At 47.2% G+C, this 21,320-nt stretch carries 10 protein-coding genes and 1 pseudogene; 2 read left to right on the top strand and 9 right to left on the bottom strand.

All coding sequences use genetic code 11. The features are described from left to right. Nucleotides 1–44: 44 nt before the first annotated feature. From MUB35_RS27135 to MUB35_RS27125, 3 genes and pseudogenes are all read right to left on the bottom strand, one after another. Nucleotides 45–296 (bottom strand): annotated as a pseudogene (locus MUB35_RS27135) (DegT/DnrJ/EryC1/StrS family aminotransferase); the annotation flags it as partial. Between the two features lie 1,147 nt (nucleotides 297–1,443). Continuing rightward, nucleotides 1,444–3,447, bottom strand: a complete 2,004-nt coding sequence (locus MUB35_RS27130) for a polysaccharide biosynthesis protein (protein WP_442863166.1) — start codon at nucleotides 3,445–3,447, stop codon at nucleotides 1,444–1,446. Between the two features lie 455 nt (nucleotides 3,448–3,902). Beyond that, nucleotides 3,903–5,105, bottom strand: coding sequence for a transposase (locus tag MUB35_RS27125; RefSeq protein ID WP_244807146.1), 1,203 nt, complete (start codon nucleotides 5,103–5,105; stop codon nucleotides 3,903–3,905). Nucleotides 5,106–5,414: 309 nt separating this feature from the next. Between MUB35_RS27125 and MUB35_RS27120 the strand changes: the two genes are divergently transcribed. Then, nucleotides 5,415–6,551: a tyrosine-type recombinase/integrase gene (locus tag MUB35_RS27120; RefSeq protein ID WP_244807145.1), complete on the top strand. Its 1,137-nt coding sequence runs from the start codon at nucleotides 5,415–5,417 to the stop codon at nucleotides 6,549–6,551. A 277-nt stretch (nucleotides 6,552–6,828) separates the two neighbouring features. Here MUB35_RS27120 and MUB35_RS27115 read toward each other — a convergent pair whose 3' ends face one another. The 3 genes from MUB35_RS27115 to MUB35_RS27105 all read right to left on the bottom strand — a co-directional run bounded on the left by MUB35_RS27115 (nucleotide 6,829) and on the right by MUB35_RS27105 (nucleotide 10,587). After that, entirely contained in the window at nucleotides 6,829–8,199 is a 1,371-nt protein-coding gene (locus tag MUB35_RS27115) for a UDP-N-acetylmuramoyl-tripeptide--D-alanyl-D-alanine ligase (RefSeq protein ID WP_244807144.1), read from the bottom strand. Nucleotides 8,200–8,212: 13 nt separating this feature from the next. Beyond that, the gene (locus MUB35_RS27110) at nucleotides 8,213–9,244 is read right to left on the bottom strand and encodes a D-alanine--D-alanine ligase family protein (RefSeq protein WP_118743709.1); all 1,032 of its coding nucleotides are present in this window, start codon (nucleotides 9,242–9,244) and stop codon (nucleotides 8,213–8,215) included. Nucleotides 9,245–9,678: 434 nt separating this feature from the next. Then, entirely contained in the window at nucleotides 9,679–10,587 is a 909-nt protein-coding gene (locus MUB35_RS27105; RefSeq protein ID WP_244807143.1) for an AraC family transcriptional regulator, read from the bottom strand. Nucleotides 10,588–10,703: 116 nt separating this feature from the next. Here MUB35_RS27105 and MUB35_RS27100 point away from each other — a divergent pair, with 116 nt between their 5' ends. Further along, nucleotides 10,704–15,215: a family 16 glycosylhydrolase gene (locus tag MUB35_RS27100; protein WP_304657710.1), complete on the top strand. Its 4,512-nt coding sequence runs from the start codon at nucleotides 10,704–10,706 to the stop codon at nucleotides 15,213–15,215. 112 nt (nucleotides 15,216–15,327) lie between these two features. Here the strand turns inward: MUB35_RS27100 and MUB35_RS27085 are convergent, their stop codons facing one another. The 3 genes from MUB35_RS27085 to MUB35_RS27075 all read right to left on the bottom strand — a co-directional run bounded on the left by MUB35_RS27085 (nucleotide 15,328) and on the right by MUB35_RS27075 (nucleotide 21,131). Next, nucleotides 15,328–16,731, bottom strand: a complete 1,404-nt coding sequence (locus MUB35_RS27085) for a L,D-transpeptidase family protein (RefSeq protein WP_033139810.1) — start codon at nucleotides 16,729–16,731, stop codon at nucleotides 15,328–15,330. Nucleotides 16,732–17,052: 321 nt separating this feature from the next. Next, a complete protein-coding gene (locus tag MUB35_RS27080; protein ID WP_244807142.1) occupies nucleotides 17,053–18,333 on the bottom strand; it encodes an aminotransferase class I/II-fold pyridoxal phosphate-dependent enzyme in 1,281 nt (426 codons plus the stop codon). 212 nt (nucleotides 18,334–18,545) lie between these two features. Then, nucleotides 18,546–21,131, bottom strand: coding sequence for a cation-translocating P-type ATPase (locus tag MUB35_RS27075; protein ID WP_244807141.1), 2,586 nt, complete (start codon nucleotides 21,129–21,131; stop codon nucleotides 18,546–18,548). Nucleotides 21,132–21,320 lie beyond the last annotated feature (189 nt).

The raw sequence follows: 21,320 nt of genomic DNA, 5'->3' as shown, positions 1-21,320 counted from the left end.
CCCTTTATTTACGGGACATTCTTGATATGTCCCCATTATATTGCTATCACTTCATCACCAGGTCCAATTTCCAGAAGTCTTAATGCCATCTCGCCACAGGCGGTCTGACTATTCAGACAAACGCACCTATTCACACCAACCCACTCAGCAATCTCTTTTTCCAGCTTTTTCGTTCTTAGACCTGTTGTGATCCAACCAGAGCGAAGTGCATCTGCTACTTCTACAATTTCTAATTCCGTAATGTCTGGCGGGGGAAAACTAATTACTCTGCTGTTGAAATTCTTATCATTTGACATTTTTATTTCTCCTTTATGGGTTAATACCCTTTTTAACACACTTTAGTTATCGCTTCTCTATTAACCGTTTGCTATCTTCTGAGGAATGAAATTACAACCATTCTCTTTGAAAGGAATATATATGAACGGTAAAGCAATATTACAAATATCAGAACAATATTTCCCAATTCTATATTGTTCTTTTTATTTACTTGTTCATTTTAAAGAACTGTGCTATACTTTTTATGTAATAAATTGAATTGTTCTTGCTTAACGACAATAAGCCTGTCGGATAATCTCTTATCCAGATGCAGGCTTAGTCGATTTTCTCCTTATTAAATTTTTCTCTCTAAATTGGATTAATAGAAATCTAAGAAAGTCACATTTATTTACAAGGTCATGGCTTCTCCTCCCATTTTGAGAAAAAAATATAAAATCGGGACTCGACTAAGCCATCAAACCCCTGTAAATAACGGGTTTTCTCTGGTTGTCCCTATTATATAATTATTGATAAACTTTGCTGAGAAACTGTTTCATCTCAGTTCCTTTGAACATGGTGTTGTTCTCCTTCTAAATTTCTTGTTTCCCGGTCTTCCCCCCGTCTATTTTTTCACACTTTATGTGGTTTTCAGCTTTTTCTCAGTTCCTCGCCAAGCCTTTTTATTCACACACTATCTATGATTTAACACAGACGAGGGAATTCCCCCTTACATAAAGCTCTTATTTTGAATACCATTGTTCCTTTTATACATTTGCTTATTAAAAACTATGATATACCTACCTGATAATAATATTTTCAAAAAGCATTTCTAAGTTTTACGACAGTAAGCCTTCCCGGATAATTCCTCCTCCAGAAGCAGGCTTAGCCGATTATCTCCTTATTCTATTCTTTACTCTGCAAATTGGGTTAACAGAACGGCACCAAAAGGGGCACGCATGTCTACTGAGATTGGCAATCCGCCCCATTTTAAACAAAAAATTATGAAGATGGGACTCGGCTAAGCTACCAACCCCTTATGGATACAGGTTTTTCTCTGGTTGTTCCTATTATATAATTACTGATAGACTTTTTAATTAAATATTGCAAACGCATTACCGTCAATATCAAACAATATAATACATAATTCTACACTTTAGTTAAATAAAACCACTCTAATTTACCAAAAACTCATTGCGAGATAGCCCTATCCTGTTTGTAAGTTGGCACCACGTTTTGCACCAAATCACAAATATCCTCCCGGTTAGAATAACTGGCCTTCGCCAAATTCTTCAAATCCTCCAAAAACTTCTCCAAATCAAACGGAATCGGACTCCCAATATGTATCAACTTATTCGGCGTAGTCTTCATCCCTTCCTCCGCCATAAGTTTCTCCTCATAAAGCTTTTCTCCAGGCCTCAACCCCGTATACACAACCGAAATATCCACATCCGGCTTATACCCCGACAACTTAATCAAGTTCCTTGCCAATGTATCAATCTTCACCGGTGCTCCCATATCCAGCACAAAAATCTCTCCACCCTTCGCATACGTTCCCGCCTGCAGCACGAGACTTACCGCCTCAGGTATCGTCATAAAGTACCGAATAATATCCGGATGCGTAACCGTAACCGGCCCACCAGCCTCAATCTGTTTCTTAAAAAGCGGAATCACAGACCCATTACTTCCTAAAACATTACCAAATCGAACCGCCACAAAATCTGTAGGCTTCCTCTGACCGTCTTCATGTTCCCCAAATTGTTCTCTGGTAGCAGCAACCATATCATAATCTGCACATTCATCATGCCCATTCAAATCCGGCAAAACAATCGGCTTCCCTTGTTTACTCAGCCTGTCCATAGTCTGAATCACCATTTCACACAGCCTTTTGCTCGCCCCCATAATATTCGTAGGATTAACCGCCTTATCTGTACTTATCAGCACAAACTTCTCGCACCCACTCTGCAGTGCCGCGCTGGCAGTCTTATACGTTCCCAGAACATTATTCTTTATCGCCTCACAAGGACTTGTCTCCATCAAAGGCACATGCTTATGTGCTGCCGCATGATAAACCACATCCGGCCTATACTCCGCGAACACACTGTTAATTCGTCTGCTATCCCTCACCGACCCAATCAAAACAACCAAATCAAGTTTCGGATATTTCCTCCTTAACTCCTGTTCAATGTCATAAGCATTATTCTCATAAATATCAAATATAATCAGCCGTTTCGGACCATGCGCTGCGATCTGCCGACACAACTCACTGCCAATAGAACCACCTCCACCGGTAACCAGAATCGTCTTATTCCTCAGCGCATTGAAGATTTCCTCCATGTTTACCTTAATCGGATCTCTCCCCAGCAAATCTTCCACAGCCACACTCTTCATCTTACTGATTGACACTTCCCCATTCACCAACTGGTAAATCCCCGGAAGTATCTTCATTTCACACCCAGTCTCCTTACAGATATTAAGAATATCCCTCTTCTCCTCAGCCGAAGCACTGGGAATCGCCAGTAAAATCTGATCAATCTTATATTTTTCCGCACTCAGCAGAATATCATCCCTGCCGCCAACAATCGGAATACCTTCTATGTAACGCCCCATCTTATTTGGGTTATCATCAATAATACAGCAAACCTTTGCCTTCACTTCACTGGCCCGGTTCAAATCCCTGATTATAATCTGCCCTGCGGCCCCCGCACCAATCAACATCACCCGATGCAGCACGGCATCTTCTTCACTCTGTTTATTCCTACTGCGTTCCAGTAAAATAAATCGATAAGAAAACCTAACAGCAACTGTAAACACAAACTGCAACATTATGCCAAACAGATAATAAGAAATCGGCATTCTCTTAAAAAACAAAGTAATCCCAACGATCTGCACCAACCCGGTAATCACATTCGCCGCCCCAATCCGGAACAGCTCACTGAAACTCGCAAACCGCCAAACGCTCTTATACAGCCTAAGTGCCCAATACACTCCAATACAAACCACCGTATACCAAGGTGCAAACTTCAAAAACGCCCCCAGATAAACATCCGGAATCATAGAATATCTGCAGTCAAACCGAACCCACAGAGCCAGCATAAACGCCGCGTTCACAGCCACAACATCATACAGCATCAGCCAAAGCGCAATTGCCTGCCAATGTTCCATGAATTTTCTTTTCTTACCGGCCTTCCGCATCAGCTCTTCCTGAATCTTATCTCTCTCATCATTGGCCTCTGCTGCCTTCCATTTTCTCTCCTCGTCACCGGTCATACCAGAGCGGTTTCCCCTGCTCCCATCATCTCCCGCATCCTTACCGCCTCGAATAAACGCTTCCTGCTCTTTATCCTCTCTCTTCCTGTCTCCGGAATTGATCTTCGCCAAAGCAAACACCATCACAAACAGAAACAGTACCAGCAGAAGCAGCAGCACAATGATTATCTGCCACATAATATCTCCCCTCGTATTTTCTATTTCTTTTATTCTTTTTATTATTACTTTGAATATTCTCTGCTCCCAAAGAGCAATTCTTCGCCGACACCAAAAGGAGCCGACCGGCGATATTCAACCGGAAACCATGCGTCACTGGCGCACAGCCTCTTGCCGGTTTCCCGGCATCTATATAAGAGTGAATATTCACACTTATTTCAAAATTATTTTCGCTTTCGCTCGAAATCTTTCTGGCATTTCACCCCAAGATTTCTGGCGCTGTTCAGGAAACGGCTTCCCTGATGTCCATTTTCGCATTCAAACATGGCCCCGTTCTTCCTGATCTTCCCTCCGCAGACAAAACATCTGCTGCTCGTCCCTTCCGCGCTGAGCTCCAGAACCACAATCCCGGCATTCCATGCCTTGTATTTCAGAAACTCTCTTATCCGGCTTCCCAAATACAGCGGTGAATATATCCCGGAACGATACTGCACCATCTTTGAAAATTCCTTGTCATAAGACGGAATCACAATGACCCTTGCCTCTTCCCTCACACAGAAATCCACGATTTCCCTGCTCACCTGGTGCGCATAGTGATCAGAAAGATTTTTTAACCGCAAATAATATTTGTGGTTGGGCTGCATCACATTATCTTTGTCCGTATAAACTCTGGACTTCTCAATCTTCTCCAGAAGGACTTTGCATTTGCTCCTGTAAGCATCCCCGCCTCTGCAGGAATACACTGCCTTCTGTTTCCCATCTGCATCCAATACACAGCACATGGCAAAAATGTCTGTGTTCGTAAACTGAACACTGCATACATTCTCCCGGTCCTTCATCCGCTCTTTCGCGTTCCTGGCATCCTCTGTCTGCTGTTTGACGGGCACGTGAAGCCAGAACTCCTTCTCCTTAAAAACAACCGTCGGAGAGAGCATCAGAGCTTCTTCCGGAATCGACTGCCCTTTTAACCTGCAGTCCATCCAATTCCACCTGTTTCCGTCCCATACCTTCAGGGAAATCCTGTTTTCCTTAAAATCCTTATACATCCCCTTAAAGTAGGTAACAGACGCATCAATGGTATCCGGTATGGTGTAGACCAGGTCATCGCCGGAATTTTTATACTTTTCCGTATAACTCTTCAAACTGGCAGAGGCCTTATTAATCGCCGAGCGCCTGAAATAGACAGGAACCCTGCCAAAAGGCAGCGGCCGCTCAGGTATTCTTCCGTCTCTTCCCGCAATCGTCAGGCGCTCTAATGCGCCCTGCATCTGAAGAACGTTCAGTTCCCAGATTTCCTCATGCTCCAGAAGCAGGCGGAAATAAAAATCCAGGACCTGTCTGTAGTATTTCTCAGTCTCTGTCAGCCACTCCGGATGAGAACAGCGAAGTTTGTATTTTATTGTCTTAATGCTGTATCCTGTTTTCATTCGTTTATTCCAATAAATGGGACATATTTTTTTAGAAATGCGACATCTAAAGACAGGAAAAAGTATTAACAAAAATAATATTCCGGTCTTTAGTCAAAACTAAGTTTAACGCTAAAAGTCTTTAAAGTCAATATGCCAAAAAATAATGGCAATTTTTTGGCTATTTTTAGTATATTCTGGACTTCTGGAAAACTTTACCGGATATAAAATGAAAACCACGGTATTTTTCCATTATTAATAGATAATCATTAGTGGTCAAAAAAATGGTCTGAATTCATTTAAGAAATTCTTAATTTTAAGGAGGTCAATATGCCAAGAAGAGGCGAAAATATCAGAAAACGAAAAGACGGCCGATGGGAAGCTCGATATATAAAAGGGCGTGACATAGACGGCAAGATCCATTACGGATATCTGTACGGCAAATCTTACATGGAAGTAAAAGACAAGAAAGCCAAAATCATATCTGAAACTCCTAATTTGCCTATGTACACCAGCCGGTCCTCCGCCCCACCCCAGGATGACCGGATCCGTACAGTGAGTATACAGTGGAAAGCACATATCCGCTATACCGTAAAGGAGAGCACATATTCCAACTACGAAGAGATCCTGGACAACCATATTCTCCCCATTCTGGGCAATATGCAGGTCAGAAAAATCACAAACCACACCATATCAGGCTTTGTACAGAGGGAACTGGAGCAGGGCATGGCATACGGCAGTATCCATGTTATCATAAGTGTGCTCAAAAATATCCTCCGGTATGCCCAGGAGTTCAGCTTTTTCCCGGCTGAACCTCTTAAGTTCCCCCGTATTCCCTCAAGCAGCAGCGATATACAGATCATGAGCAGTGAGGATTACAAAAAGCTGGATACCTTCCTGCAGAGTGATATGGACTCCTTTTCCTTCGGCATCCTGCTGTGTATGTATACCGGCATCCGGGTCGGAGAACTGAGCGGGCTCAAATGGGAAGACATTGACTTCACCCGGTGCAGGCTCCATATCCGCCGCACAGTGACACGCGTCAAAAACCTGAACATGCTCATGACCGACGGAAAAAAAGAATGTTCCCGCACCCATTTAAATATCGGCACACCAAAAACAGCGACCTCCATCCGCGTAATCCCTCTTCCCGACAGGCTTCTGGAACTGGCAGCTCCTCTGAAAAAAGACGGCAGATTTTTTATCCTGACAGGCACGGAAAAATGCATGGAGCCAAGAACCATACAACGACGATACGCAGCCCTGCTGAAAAAATGTGAGATTCCCCACATTAAGATCCACGCGCTGCGCCACCAGTTCTCATGCCGCTGGATCGAACAGGGTTTTGACACAAAGTCCCTCTCCGAAATCCTGGGCCACACTTCCGTAAAGACAACGCTGGACTTATACGTCCACATCCAGCCCGACACCAAGCGCAGATATATGAACCAGCTCACAAATCTGTGAAACCGACTCATTCATGGTCATCAAAGTGGTCAGAAGCCGCGAAACGCGCCTTCTGACCTGTCTTTTCCCTCTTATGTCGCATTTCTAAAATAATGCGGTTCAAAAAAAGGAGCCCGCCTCCGCGCGAACTCCTGCAAATACCAATTACAACGTTACCAAAGTGAAAGCCCTCGCCGACATCTCTGCCGGCAAGGGCTTCCACTTTTTAAGACTATTCTTATTATCAACTTCAGTATCTCATACACCTGAAGTCCTTGTCAATCATTTTTCCTGTATTTTAAAGCTTCTCCAGGCATTCCACCACTTTTTCAAACTCCATGAAATGTGATGCCTTCACCAAAATGGTATCTCCATCCTGAATGATACCCGGCAGGGCCTCCAGAAGAGTTTCCTTTTTGGCAAAATGTACAATGTCTTTGGCAGGCGCCGCCAGCCTGGCTGCCTCAGCCATATCCCCTGACAGTTCACCTACACAGATGATCTTATCAATGTCTCTCGCCGCCGCATATACCCCGACTTCCCGGTGCATCTCCACCTCGTCTTTTCCAAGTTCACCCATGTCTCCCAGTATGGCCACTTTTCTTCCCAGCGCATCCTGCAGCACATCCAGGGAAGCCTTCATGGATACCGGATTGGCATTATAGCAGTCATCTACAATGGTCTTTTTTCCGGTCTCTATAATATGGAAGCGGCCGCTCAAAGACTGCAGACTCTCAATCCCTTTTTTTATCCCCTCCAGGTTCATTCCATAGATAAGACCTACGGCAGTTCCGGCCAATGCATTGTATACCATATGGCGTCCGGGAATAGGTACCAAAACCTGGAAACTCTCATTTCCTGCGTGAATACGGCAGGAAATTCCTTTTAATCCCATGCTCCTGATCTCATCCGCCCAAATCCCCTGATGGTTCATCACGCCGAAGAATACCGGCGCAATTCCGTTAACTTCTTTGACTGTGATCAGCTTATCGTCATCCCCATTCAGGACAACATGACCATCCGGCTCCAGGTAATCGAAGATCTCTGTCTTGGCTTTCAGGATGCCGTCTCTGGATTTCAGAAACTCCAGATGGCACAGGCCGATATTGGTGATCACACAGGTATCCGGCCGCGCGATTTTAGCCAGGCGGTGCATTTCTCCGAAGTCGCTGATTCCCATTTCCAGGACTGCGATCTCATGCTCCGGGCGCAGGCCGAAAACGGTCAGAGGAACTCCCAGTTCATTGTTGAAATTTCCTCTTGTCTTTAACACCTTGTACTTCTGTTCCAGCACAGCGGCAATCATTTCTTTGGTGCTGGTCTTGCCCACACTCCCTGTGATCCCCACCACCGGAATGTCAAGCTGCTTCAGATAGAACTCCGCAATGTCCTTTACAGCCTGAAGAGAAGAATGCACCTTTATATAAGGAAAGCTTTTTTTTCCGATGTCCTTCTCCGTGAGGGTGCACAGGGCTCCATTCGCCATCACACTGTCAATAAAATCATGGGCATCCACACGTGCACCTTTAATAGGAACAAACAGGAATCCCGGCTCTGCTTTTCTGCTGTCCGTTACGATTCCCTGTACTTCCCGATCCTTCATCTCTTCGCTGCCCACATATATGCCGCCGCAGGCTTTGGCTATATTTTCTAATGTCAGATTTTTCATGGCACACCTCTGGTTATTTATATTTTTTCAGGGAAACCTCGATCAGTTTCTCGCACAGTTCCGGATAATCCATTCCCAGTGCCTTTGCCTCCTGGGGAATCAGGCTTGTGGGGGTCATTCCCGGCAGGGTGTTTGCCTCCAGGCAGTACATGTTTCCGTCTTTGTCCATGATGAAATCCAGTCTGCCGTAGGCCTGCAGTCCCAGTGCCTTGTAGCCCTGCTCCGCGTATCTCTGCATTTCCCTGGTCAGTGACTCGGAAATCTCCGCCGGACAGGTCTCAATGGTGGATCCCGCCTCGTATTTGTTCTTATAATCATAAAATCCCTGCAGCGGAGCGATCTCAATGACCGGATAAGCTTTGCCGTCCACGACAGCCACAGAGAACTCGCGCCCCTCGATAAACTGCTCCACAACCGCCTCATTTTCATAGGAAAAGGACTCCTCAAGGGCAGCCTCATATTCCTCCTGATTCTTGGCAATGCAGACACCCACGCTGGAACCTCCGCAGCACGGCTTCACGATCACCGGGAAGTCTATGTCATAGTCTGCCAGCTCGCTGCTGCATTTTCCCTTCTGCAGAGTTACGCCTTTTGGAGTGGGCACTCCCTTTGCCTCAAATACCATTTTCGTGATTCCCTTGTCCATGGCCATTCCGCTGCTCAGCGGACCGGAGCCGGTGTAGGGAATTCCCATGAGGTCGAATACGGACTGTACCTTGCCGTCCTCCCCGTTGGAGCCGTGCAGAGCCAGGAACACCATGTCTGCCGCTTTGCAGATGTCAAGTACGCCGGGACCGAAGAATTCTTTCCTGCTTTTTACGGTCTCCTCCAGTTCCCTGCTCTTTTCCTGCATGTAAACAACTTCCGCATCTATATCATATGTCTGAGGGAATAATTCCTCCCCCCAGCTTTCTTTTCCAAAATAAGCGTCTACCAGTACCGCTTTGTGATTTCTTCTGCGCAGAGCTGTGCAGATGCCCTGTCCGGACACAATGGAGACTTCCCTCTCTGTACTGCTGCCGCCTGCTAAAACAACTATATTCATACTCTTTCTCCCTTATGCAGCCATTCGGTTTCTTTGCTCTTTTTATACTAATCAATTTAAACTTTTTTGTCAATGATGATGCCGTCTAAGGACATGATCTGCAATAAATATGACACGGCATGTGCGTTACTTTTTTACCTGCAGAAATACTTTTTCACATATTCTCTCCAACATTTCTCCATCATTTTATCTATTATATCTATATTTACACCACCGCTTTTATCCATATTTACCAACTTTATTACATATTTTTTCCGTCAAAAGTATATTTTGACATATAAGCAGGATAAAAAGCCATATATTCTATGCATTTTTTACAGTAAACTATATGGTAGTCCAACAAGTCTGATACTGGTTGGGTCATATTCAGAATGGATACTGAAATGTATCGGGGAATATAAGGACATATGCACAAATGTGCTGTTTCCTTCCTGTCATGCATTTTTGATATGCGACAAAACAAGGGTAGCTGAGGAATCCCGGAATGCTCTGGGGCTGGTTCCTATTTTCTGCTTAAACGCTTTGGAAAATACCAGTGCGTCTTTATATCCCACCATTTCCGCGATCTGCTTGATCGGCAGCGCGGTGGTCTGCAGGAGCAGGGAGGCTTTATTCATCCTGACACCCAGCAGGTAGTCATAGGGGGAAACGTGATGAACCTGTTTGAATATCTTTGTCAGGTAGCTGCGCGTAATGCCGATATAGCTGCACATGTCATTGACGCTGATATCTTTATGGTAATTTTGCTCAATATAGGCAGCTGCATAGTCCGCATATTCCTGCCGGTGGTAATCATTGAACTGCTGTCTGGTATTATGTGAAGTCTGATATTCCCGGATCATGCCTGCCAGAAAAAGGGCAAGCTGGCTCTGGCGCACCAGGTCATTGGCATAGGTAAGCTGATGGGCTGCCAGCATGGCATCCACGCAGGCAGTCAGTGCTTCCTCCTGCTCAAAATGACCGACTCTCTGCTCAGCAGAAAAACCGGCATGTTCCAGGCATTCATACGCCCGGATGCCGTCAAATGCTGCCCAGACATAAGACCAGGGTTCTTTGGCATCCGCCCTGTATACAGTAGTCTCCTCCGGCATGATCAGAAACGCATCATGGGCTCCAAGCTCTGTTGTCTTTCCGTCTGCCGTAAAAGTGCCCTTCCCGCTTATAACATAGTGCAGAAGATATTCCTGACGGACAGCCGGTCCGTACGTATGCCCGGCCTCGCAGATTTCCCTGCCGCAGTAAGCCAGATAGAGCTCCACGGAATTCTTTCTGAGAAATTCCAGGCATTGATATTTTGGAGACTCCGTATATTTTACCTCGGTATCCTTATGTCCGCTGTCCATTCTGAATTTCCTCCTTTGCACCTCTGCATTCATAAAATCAGACTATATTTATTATAGCATTATGCATGTCCGGTGAAAAGGGTAATGTAAAGCAGTATTAAGAAAGGAGCGCAAGTATGAAAAGAAACAAGAAAGCCTCTAAAGCCCTGTCGTTCTTCATGGCACTGGCACTGACCGCCGGAAATCTATCACCTGCCGCAGTCAAAGCCGATACCATAACCGTGGATAAAAATATCCTGCAGGGTCTGATTCCCACCACAAATGCTGAGGGAGGCATCACGAATCCCGAAGCTGCCACAGACGGCATCAACTACGACAGTGATGTGGATGCCAACAACACCCGGATCGATGCCGGGGCTGAAATCGGCGGTGATGACAATGGCTATTCCCAGTGGAATCCGGTATACCTTCAGTATGATTTCGGTGATGTATACAGCGTAAAAGCTGTGGATCTGTACCGAAACACTTATCCGGCTGCAACTTCCACCTTCAAGGATGTAAAGGTAGAAGTATCAACCTCTGAGGATTTCTCAGACAGTACCATCCTCTATGGAGATCCTGACGGGGAAGACTTTTTGGAAACCGTTGATACCAAAGGCGAATCTCAGTATCTGGCGCCTGAAACAGAGATTGAAGCCCGCTATCTCCGTGTATGGGGAAAAGGCCACTACATAGAAAACACAAACAGTGCATGGAAAGGCTACAGTAGCGGCGTCCTCTTCACAGAGATCGAAGTCATCGCTTCTGTGGAACAGGAACAGCCTGCCCCTGATCCGGATCCCGGTGATGATGAGGAAATGGTAGACGCCAACATTATGACCGGCCTGATTCCTACCTCCAATACACCTCACCAGATTGTAACCGGAGGTTCTACGGTTCCCCAGGTACAGATCCTGAACCCGGAAGCAGCCACCGACGGTGTGAAATCAGGCAGTGAGGATGATTCCAACAATACCAAGATCATTGCAGGCCAGGAAATCGGCGGTAATGACAACGGCTATTCCGGATGGGACCACGTCTATCTCCAGTATGATTTCGGTAAAGTCCGGGACGTAAAAGAGATCGACCTGTACCATAACACTTATCCCAATGCGGTTTCTACCTTCAAGGATGTAAAAGTAGAGCTCTCCTCCACAGAAGATTTTGCAGAGAGCACCATCGTATCCGATACGGCTGATTATGAGGAAACCACCTCCAACAAGGGACAGCCTCAGGTTATCACACTCCCGGAAATCGTATCTGCACAGTATATCCGTATCTGGCAGAGAGGACATTATATCCAGAATACCAACAGCTCATGGAAAGGCTACAGCAATGGCATTCTCTTTAATGAAATAGAAGTCATTGCCAGCATTCCGAAATCCGAAGTTCCCGCTCCGCCTCCCGAAGAAGAAGCGCAGAACATCGCCCTGGGCAAACTTCCATACGTCCGCGGTCTGACCCCTACTAATATAGAGGCGATCACAGACGGCGCAGTGGATGACAACTATGCAGTTCACAACAGCACCGGTGAACGCTGGCTGCAGTTTGAATACAAAAACGCATATCAGATGAAAGAGATCTGCTTCAAGCTTGAAGAGGGCACCTACCAGTCCGTTAAGGTCTCCGTATCCTCTTCTCCGACAAGCGCAGGCCAGACTGTATTCCAGGAGTATAACTGGACACAGGGTCCTGACATGCAGACCATCACCCTGGACACACCGGTCACGGGAAAATGCGTGCGCTTCACAGTAAACAAAGACAACAACAGCCCCACCAAATATTCCGAAGTGGAAATCTGGGCTACGGGAAAATCCTACGACGAATCCAAACCGGAATACACCGCACCGGATTCCAAATATGATACCCTTGTATGGGCAGATGAGTTTGACGGCGACAGCGTTGATGAATCCAAATGGAATATTATTGACGGCATGGCAAACCATGCAGCCATCTACAACAAAGGCGCAGTCAGCATCGTAAAGGATGGAGACGAAAGCTGCCTGGCTATCAACTCCAAAAACTATGAATCCACAGACGCGCTGATCGACGCTGTAGGCTGGGATCAGTACGGCTCACAGGAACTGGCAGAGAAAGTCACATGGTCATCCGGCCGTCTGGAGTCCAAGAATAAGTTCTCCTTCCAGTTCGGACGCATGGCAGTCCGCGCGAAACCAAACGATTCCAAGGGTATCTGGCCTGCTATCTGGATGCTGTGCCAGGATGAGACAGGACATGACGAGATCGACGTGCTGGAATACCTGGGACAGGATGCATGGTCAGCCTGGACCACCAACCATTTCGGTATTCTGAGCTACAACAAAGGCTCTCACGGTATTGCCACCAACAATTATGAAGCATGGTGCCAGGATTTCCATGTATTTGAAGTAGAATGGGATCCGGAGGCTATCACCTTCTTTATCGACGGCAACCAGGTACACAAAACTACCCAGGCCAGAGATGACGGCAGAGACGGCATGCACACACGCCCCATGTTCCCGATTCTGGAAACACAGGTAGGCGATGGCTGGGTCGGCGATGTGGACTACAGCAAACAGGATACAAAACAGGACAGTGATTTCCTGGTTGACTGGGTACGCGTATACCAGACCGAAGGTCAGGCAGTTGCACGCTTTGACGATCTGACAGATATTTCGGGCGGAACAAATGACGACTACTTTATCAGTGCATCCTCCGCAACAGACGGTCTTATGGCACTCACAAAAGGAGATGCTCCTTATGAGGACAAAGACAACTTCTATTACGGCGGACAGCCAAGATACGAAGACAGCAGAGTTGCCGTAAAAGAGAACGCAGAAGACCAGTCCCTTGTATATAAAATCCCGGGTGTAAAAGACGCGCATCTGACAGCTTACTATCAGACGCTCAGCGACTATGCCGTATGGGACGGAAGCGCATGGACAGACAAAGGCAAATGCATAAGGGAAACACTGCAGAATGGCGCCTCCCTTGATTTCCGGGTATACACTTCTCCGAACGGAAAAGACTGGACGCAGTTTGAAAACGTAACAACTGTAAACAACTTCCCGGAAGCTTATCCGAGCTATGCCCGCATCACATTTGACGCTTACGGACTTCCGGAAGATACTAATTATGTAAAAGTTACCTTCCCGAATTATAAAGGTGTCACATACACTCTGAATTCAGGCGAAGTGAAAGAAGTACAGAACACAGATATCCAGCTTGCAAAGGTAACCTTCCTTCAGGATCAGCAGGAAGCGGCTGATAAATCTGCTCTGGAAGCAGTCATCGCAGAAGCTGAGGCATTAAATGCTGAAGATTATACCACAGAAAGCTGGAACAGCTTATCAGATGCCCTGACTGCGGGAAAAGCACTTATGGACGATGCTTCGGCTTTCGCTGAAGAAATAGAGGATGCTGCCGCAGCGATCCGCAGTGCCATCGACGGCCTGGAAGTTAAGCCGGAAGCAGACAAAACCGCACTGAAAACACTTCTGGACAAGGCGGCAAAATTAAAGAAAAGCGATTATACCGCTGCATCCTGGAAGACCCTTACAAAAGCTGTCGAAAAAGGCAGACAGGTTCTGGATGATAAGAAAGCTTCTGATAAAGACATTGCAGACGCAGCAGCTTCTATCCAGAAAGCTTTGGACAATCTCAAAAAAGTCACCAAGACAAATACTGCATCCTTAAAAGCCGCACTGGACAAGGCTGCAAAACTGAAACAGAGTGACTACACTGCATCTTCCTGGAAGAATCTGACCAAAGCAGTTGATGCAGGCAAAAAAGTATTAAATAACAAAAAAGCTTCTCAGAAAGATATTGACAAAGCTGCCAACAGCATTCAGAAAGCTATCTCTAATCTGAAAAAAGCCGCAAAAGGTGTTTGGAAACAAAATGCCAAAGGCTGGTGGTATGACTACGGCAACGAAAAATGGCCTGCAGGCAAATGGGAATCCATTGACGGCAAATGGTATGCATTTGACGCAGACGGATACATGCGCACAGGCTGGTTCCGCGAAGGAAATACCTGGTACTATCTGACAAATTCAGGCGCTATGGCTACCGGTTGGGTCAAAGTAGGCTGCTGCTGGTATTATCTCCACAATAACGGCGCTATGGCTACCGGATGGGTCAGCGTAAACGGCACCTGGTATTATCTTACAAATTCAGGCGCTATGGCTACCGGATGGATCAAATCAGGCCAAACCTGGTATTACCTTACATCCTCAGGCGCTATGGCTACCGGATGGATCAAACCGGGAAATGACTGGTATTATCTCACATCATCGGGCGCTATGGCTACCGGATGGGCAAAAGTAGACGGAAGCTGGTATTATCTCACAGGCTCAGGTTCTATGGCCACCGGATGGATCAGACTGGGAAATAACTGGTATTACCTCAACGCATCCGGCCGCATGGCTACCGGATGGGTCAAACTCGGCAGCAGCTGGTACTATCTCACATCCTCAGGCGCTATGGCTACCGGCTGGATCAAAGACAGCGGAAAATGGTACTACCTGACATTCTCAGGTGCTATGGCTACCGGATGGATCAAGGTAAACGGAACCTGGTATTACTTAAACGGCTCAGGCGCTATGGCTGAAAACACATGGATTGGCAATTATTATGTCAACTCAAGCGGTGCCTGGACGAAAACCCGATAAATAAATTTTGGCAGCACCACTCACTTTCCCGGGGGAAACGGAATCCACAAAGTTCCCTTCCTCCGGGGAACATGAAAGCAGGCAGGTGAAAATTCACCTGCCTGCCTTTCTATCAGTATACCACAACCGGCACACCTTTTTCTATGTTGTTATAAATCTTCTCCGCATTGGACGGCGGCGTATTGACGCAGCCGTGGGAGCCGTTGTTGATGTATTCCGAACCTCCGAAGCTGTCTCTCCAGTCCGCGTCATGGATTCCCGTGTTGGCATAGAAGGGCATCCAGTATTGAACCGGTGAGGAATAATTCTCGCCTACCAGTGTGGCATTTCTTTCTTTATACATAATGCCGTAGATTCCCGTATGGGTATCCCATCCCTGGTTGTGGTTTCCTGTGACTACATCGGTGCTCACCAGAAGCTGTCCATCCTTGTAGAACCACATGTGCTGTGCCTGAAGGCTGATCTCCACGTATGTATTTCCAATATCATTGGTATCCCTCACATAGCCTCTGTAGGTATACTCAGGCTCCATGGTCTGGGACTGGCCGCTCTTTATAGCCTCAACCAGTTTGGCAGTGGTGTCATTTCTTGCGATGAGCCAGCCGTAATCACCGCCGCTGACTGTGATGGTCTCCCCTGTGGAGGTCACAAACTGACGGGGATAGCCGAAGGTGTCATATTTCTTTGCCATTTCCACCACATACTCTTTTGCTTTCTCCTCATCCAGAACCACATCACCGTTCTCGTCCGTGGTAAGCCAGTTCTTGATCACATCCTTGTTCACTACTTCCTGCCTGTCAGAGAAATCAAAGGTCACGGTAACGCCCAGATATGCATTGCTCTGGTCCCGCTGTTTGATCAGATTCTCGTCCGTGCTGTATACTGTGGGCTTCAGATAGCAGTCCTCAGCCTCCAGATCCAGCTCCGTCTTTCCTCCGTCAATAGCTTTCAGGATCTGTTCTTTTACCTTGTCCTTATCCAGGGCATTTCCCATCACCTCAGGGACAATCTCATATCCCGTATCCGTATCACCCAGGTAAGCATCTGCGGGCTGCGTGATATTCGCCTCCTGGAATGCCTCCAGGGCATCCACTGCCGCGTACAGCATATCTTTGTCATAGGTCGTGGTGGCTGACATATCATAATCGTTCTGATGCGCAAATGACAGGAACCATAGAAACGGATTCTGCTTGTCCTTCAGCTCCTGGATCTTGCCGTCATCCACATACTGCATGTTCATCTGTGACGCCACTATGGATTCTGTCCTGCCGTCCCGCTCCTTTAAATGCAGGGTATAGGATGCGATCTCATCCACAATGCTGTCCTCTACAGCCTCCACGCTCTTGCCGGAGGCATTCATTCCGTTTATCTGGGAACCCAGATAGAAATGTTTGGTAAAGTATACGACACCGGCTATGTATCCAAGCACCATAAGTGCAATATATCCAATCAGTATGCCCAGTACAATTTTCTTTGCCTTCGTGTACTTACCCTTTTTCCCTTTCTTTTTTTTCATAACCTCTACCCCTTATGTTATAACTTTTTCTATCCGTAACGGTTCAGACGTCTGTTCCGCCACGTGTATCCTCCCATTGTAAATTGCTCTGCAACGGGACAAATACCTGTCCTTCGTTTTCTATTCTATTTCATTTTGATTGTCGAAGTAAAGTGTTTTATGCAAAATTCATTAAAATATCACATTTCTGTAAATTATCCGAAATTTACAGATACTTCTGTAACGAAATAGAAATACTGCTTCACACAATAAGGCAGAACCTCTGCTGTTCTGCAAAAGTTCTGCCCTGTTTTATCATACGCTATGTCTGTTCTGCAGGATTTATTCTGCCAGAAGTTTGTCTATGCTGACCAGTTTTACACTGAGTACAAAAATCTCTGTAGCAAGCTGCAGTTCCTCCGGTGTAGGGAAGCTGGGTGCAATACGAATGTTGCTGTCATGAGGGTCAACGCCGTATGGGAAGGTTGCGCCTGCCTCTGTCATCTTCACGCCTGCCTCTGCTGCCTTGGCTACGATATCCTTTGCACAGCCCTCCATGGAGTCAAAGGAGATGAAGTATCCACCCTTGGGTGTGGTCCATGTTCCGATTTCTGCCCCGCCGATCTCTTTTTCCAGTGTGTTCTCCACTGCCTCGAATTTCGGACGCAGAATCTCCGCGTGTTTTCTCATATGCTCGTGCATGCCCTCAATGTCCTTGAAGAAGCGCACATGTCTTAACTGGTTGATCTTGTCATGGCCGATGGTCTGGATCGCCATATGTTTTCTGAAATCAGCCAGGTTTCTCGGAGAAGACGCAACGGCTGCAATACCGGAGCCAGGGAAGCTGACTTTTGAAGTGGAAATGAATTTGTACGCCAGGTCCGGATTGCCTGCTTTCTCACATTCCTCCAGAATCTCCAGAAGGAAATCCTGCTCCTCATATAAATGATGGATGCAGTAAGCGTTATCCCAGAAAATACGGAAATCTTCCGCTGCCGGTTTCAGTCTGGCAAAGCGTTTTACAGTCTCCTCAGAGTAGGTGATACCCTGCGGATTGGAATATTTCGGCACACACCACACACCCTTGATGGCCGGGTCAGCGCTTACCAGTTCCTCTATCATATCCATGTCCGGGCCTGTGGGAGTCATGGGAACTGTGATCATCTCTATGCCGAAATATTCTGTGATCTTAAAATGACGGTCATATCCCGGTGCAGGGCACAGGAATTTTACTTTATCTAACTTGCACCACGGAGTGCTGCCGCATACACCGTGAGTCATGGAACGGGAAACGGTGTCGAACATAACGTTCAGACTGGAATTGCCGAAGATCACGATCTGGTCTGCGGAAACCTCAGTCATGGCTCCCAGCAGTCTTCTTGCTTCCGGAATACCATCCAGCAGACCGTAGTTACGGCAGTCAATCCCTGTTTCACATTTCAGTTTATCGGTGCTCTTTAACTCCTCCAGCATATCCATTGCCAGCTCAAGCTGCTTCTTGGACGGTTTTCCTCTGGACATATCCAGATTCAGTCCTTTTGCTTTTACTTCCTCAAATTGTTTTTCCAAATCGGCTTTCATAGCCTGCAGCTGCTCTCTGCTCAGTTCTTTATACGGCGTCATGGCTCTCCTCCTGGTAATCTTCATAATTTTAATCACTGCCCCGGTAAAGTGTTCCGTGCAGCTCTCCTGCAATTATGCTTCGTTATGTGGTATTGTATGATAGAATATGACTTAATGTCAAGAACTTCTTGCATTTTTGGTAATTTTTTCCCCTTTTTATCGGGTTTATGGTTTTTTATATGCAATTTAACAAATGAAATCCTGCATTTTCCTCACTGTCGCTTTCTTCTGCCGCTGATAAGCCCGGGCAGGAGCAGTATCTCGTGCATAAGAAGCGGAATAGCGGAAATGCCCAGCAGCCACTGCCACTCCCCAAAGGAGAGCTGCACCGTCTGAAATGCCTGCACAAAATACGGTACCTCCGTGACCATGACCTGAAGGGCAAGCCCCAGGAAAAATGCCAGTATCATGAATGGATTATCCAGATGGTTCATTCTGAGTACGGACTTATCCCTGTCACGCATTCCTATGGCGTGGAAGAGCTGGGATACCCCCAGTACGGTAAAGGCATAGGTCTGCCCGCCCCTGTGGAAGGCATAAAGAGTAATGGCGCTGATCAGCATACCGTAAAATACAGTGAACAGCCAGCCCCCATGGGCAAACAACCCTTCATTGGGGTCTCTGGGCTTCTTCCTCATGAGAGACACCGGATCATTTTTATCAACTCCCAGGGCCAGCGCGGGCAGGGAGTCTGTGATCAGGTTCACCCAAAGGATATGACTTGCCTTCAAGGGCGTCTCCAGGGAAAGCAGGACTGCCACAAACATGGTGATGATCTCGCCAAAGTTGGAGGACAAAAGGAACAGAATGGATTTCTTGATGTTCACGTAAATGCCTCTGCCCTCTTCCATGGCCTTCTCAATGGTGGAAAAGTTGTCATCTGTCAGCACCATATCCGCCGCATTTTTCGCCACATCCGTGCCGTTTCTGCCCATGGCGATCCCGATGTCAGCGGCCTGCAGGGACGGCGCGTCGTTGACACCATCCCCGGTCATGGCTACAATCTGTCCGTTTTTCCGGAAACGGCTGACAATCTTCACCTTATGGGCCGGGGTCACGCGGGCAAATACCCGCAGGTCTTTCATTTTTTTAGCAAAGCGCTCCTCGCTCATATTGTCCAGCTCCGCGCCGGTGACGCACTGGTCCATGGAGTCCGCGATACCGATTTTTTTGGCAACCGCCAGGGCTGTGTCTTTGTAATCCCCAGTGATCATCGCCACCTGTACTCCTGCCTTTTTCAGAGTGCGGATGGACTGGGTGACTTCTTTTCTGGGCGGGTCCATCATGCCGGCCATTCCTGCGAACACCAGGCTGCCGGTTAGGGCTGACTCGCTCTTATCTTTTACATGTTCCTTATAAGCAAGAGCCAGCACGCGCAGTCCGTCCTGGGCCATTCCCTCCATTGCCATGCGGATCTTCATGCGCTGCACTTCTGTCATGGGAACCGCTTTGCCCCGGACTGCCACAAACGCGCAGCGTTCCAAAAGATAATCACAGGCCCCCTTCACATAGACCGTCTCGTTGCTGCCGTCTCTGTGTACGGTTGCCATGTATTTTCGTTCAGAGTCAAAGGGGATTTCATAGGTACGTGGATATTGTTCCTTTAATTTCTCCCGGTTATACCCCATTTCCTCACCCATATGGAGAAGGGCAAGCTCTGTGGAGTCACCGATCTCCTGTTTTCCCAGCATACTGTTGTTGCACAGAAGAAAGCCCTCCATCAGGCGGGGAAATTCCCTGCGGCGGACTTGTGACAGGGGAAGCTTGCGGTCATCGCCGTAGATTTCCACTACCTTCATCTTGTTTTCTGTGAGGGTACCTGTTTTGTCGGAACAGATGATGCCCACTGAGCCAAGAGTCTCCACTGCGGGAAGCTTCCTTATAATGGTGTTGACCTTTACCATGCGGGCAACGCCCAGGGCAAGGACAATGGTAACCACAGCGGGAAGGCCCTCCGGTATGGCTGCAACAGCCAGGGAGATGGCTACCAGAAGCATCTGCAGAATGTTCCTGTGCTGGACAACGCCCAGAAGGAAAAGGGCCGCGCAGAGGACAACTGCCACAATGCTGAGGATTTTCCCCAGGTCACCAAGGCGTTTCTGCAGGGGTGTCAGCTCTGTCGGGGTGTCATTGATCATGCCGGCTATCTTGCCAAGCTCTGTCTCCATGCCGGTGGCTACCACAATGCCCTCGGCACTTCCCTTCATAGCTTCGGTTGACATAAATGCGATGTTCTTCCACTCTGCCATGGGGATTCCCTGGGACAACACGGTATCTGTCTTTTGGACCGGCATAGATTCTCCGGTGAGTGCGGACTCGTTTGTGTGGAAACCTTGTACTTTTATGAGACGGATATCTGCCGGTACCTGGTCTCCTGCCTCTATCTTGACCAGGTCTCCGGGGACGACAAAGGATGCGGGAATCTTCTTGTAAATACCGTCACGTTTGACGACTGCGGATGGGGCTGTCATTTTCTTTAAGGCATCCATGGCTTTTTTTGCTCTGCCCTCCTGGATGACGCCTACGGTGGTGTTCAGGGCTATGACTACAAAAATAATAGCTGTATCGCTGAACTGGCGGAGGAGCATGGAGATTGCGGCGGCCATGAACAGGATAAATATCATGGGGTCGTTGAGCTGTTCCATGATCATGTCCAGAATTGTCTGGTCTTTGCCTTTTTTGAGTATGTTTTCTCCGGACTGGCGGAGTCTCTCGTCAGCCTCGGTGGAGGAGAGGCCGGTGGATGAGTGGGTGTGGAAGGTTTCTTCTAATTTGGGGGTTGTAAATGATTCGTACATGGGTTCACCTCCTTGGATAATGTATGCTTGACTTTTTTGGGTTAGACTAGGTATAGTTATATAGATAAGGGAAGGACGGGAGCTTGCGCGCGGGAGGGAGGGAGATGCAAATGACATCCCCCTCCCTCCCGCGCGCAAGCTCCCCGGTTACGATAAACTGGAAGAATAAAGATAAAAGAAGATTGAGAG

This window comes from Blautia sp. NSJ-175 (assembly GCF_022867815.1).
GTDB lineage: Bacteria > Bacillota > Clostridia > Lachnospirales > Lachnospiraceae > Blautia > Blautia celeris.
The sequence above is the reverse complement of the archived record's forward strand: the minus strand, read 5'-3'. Positions and strand labels throughout refer to the sequence as shown.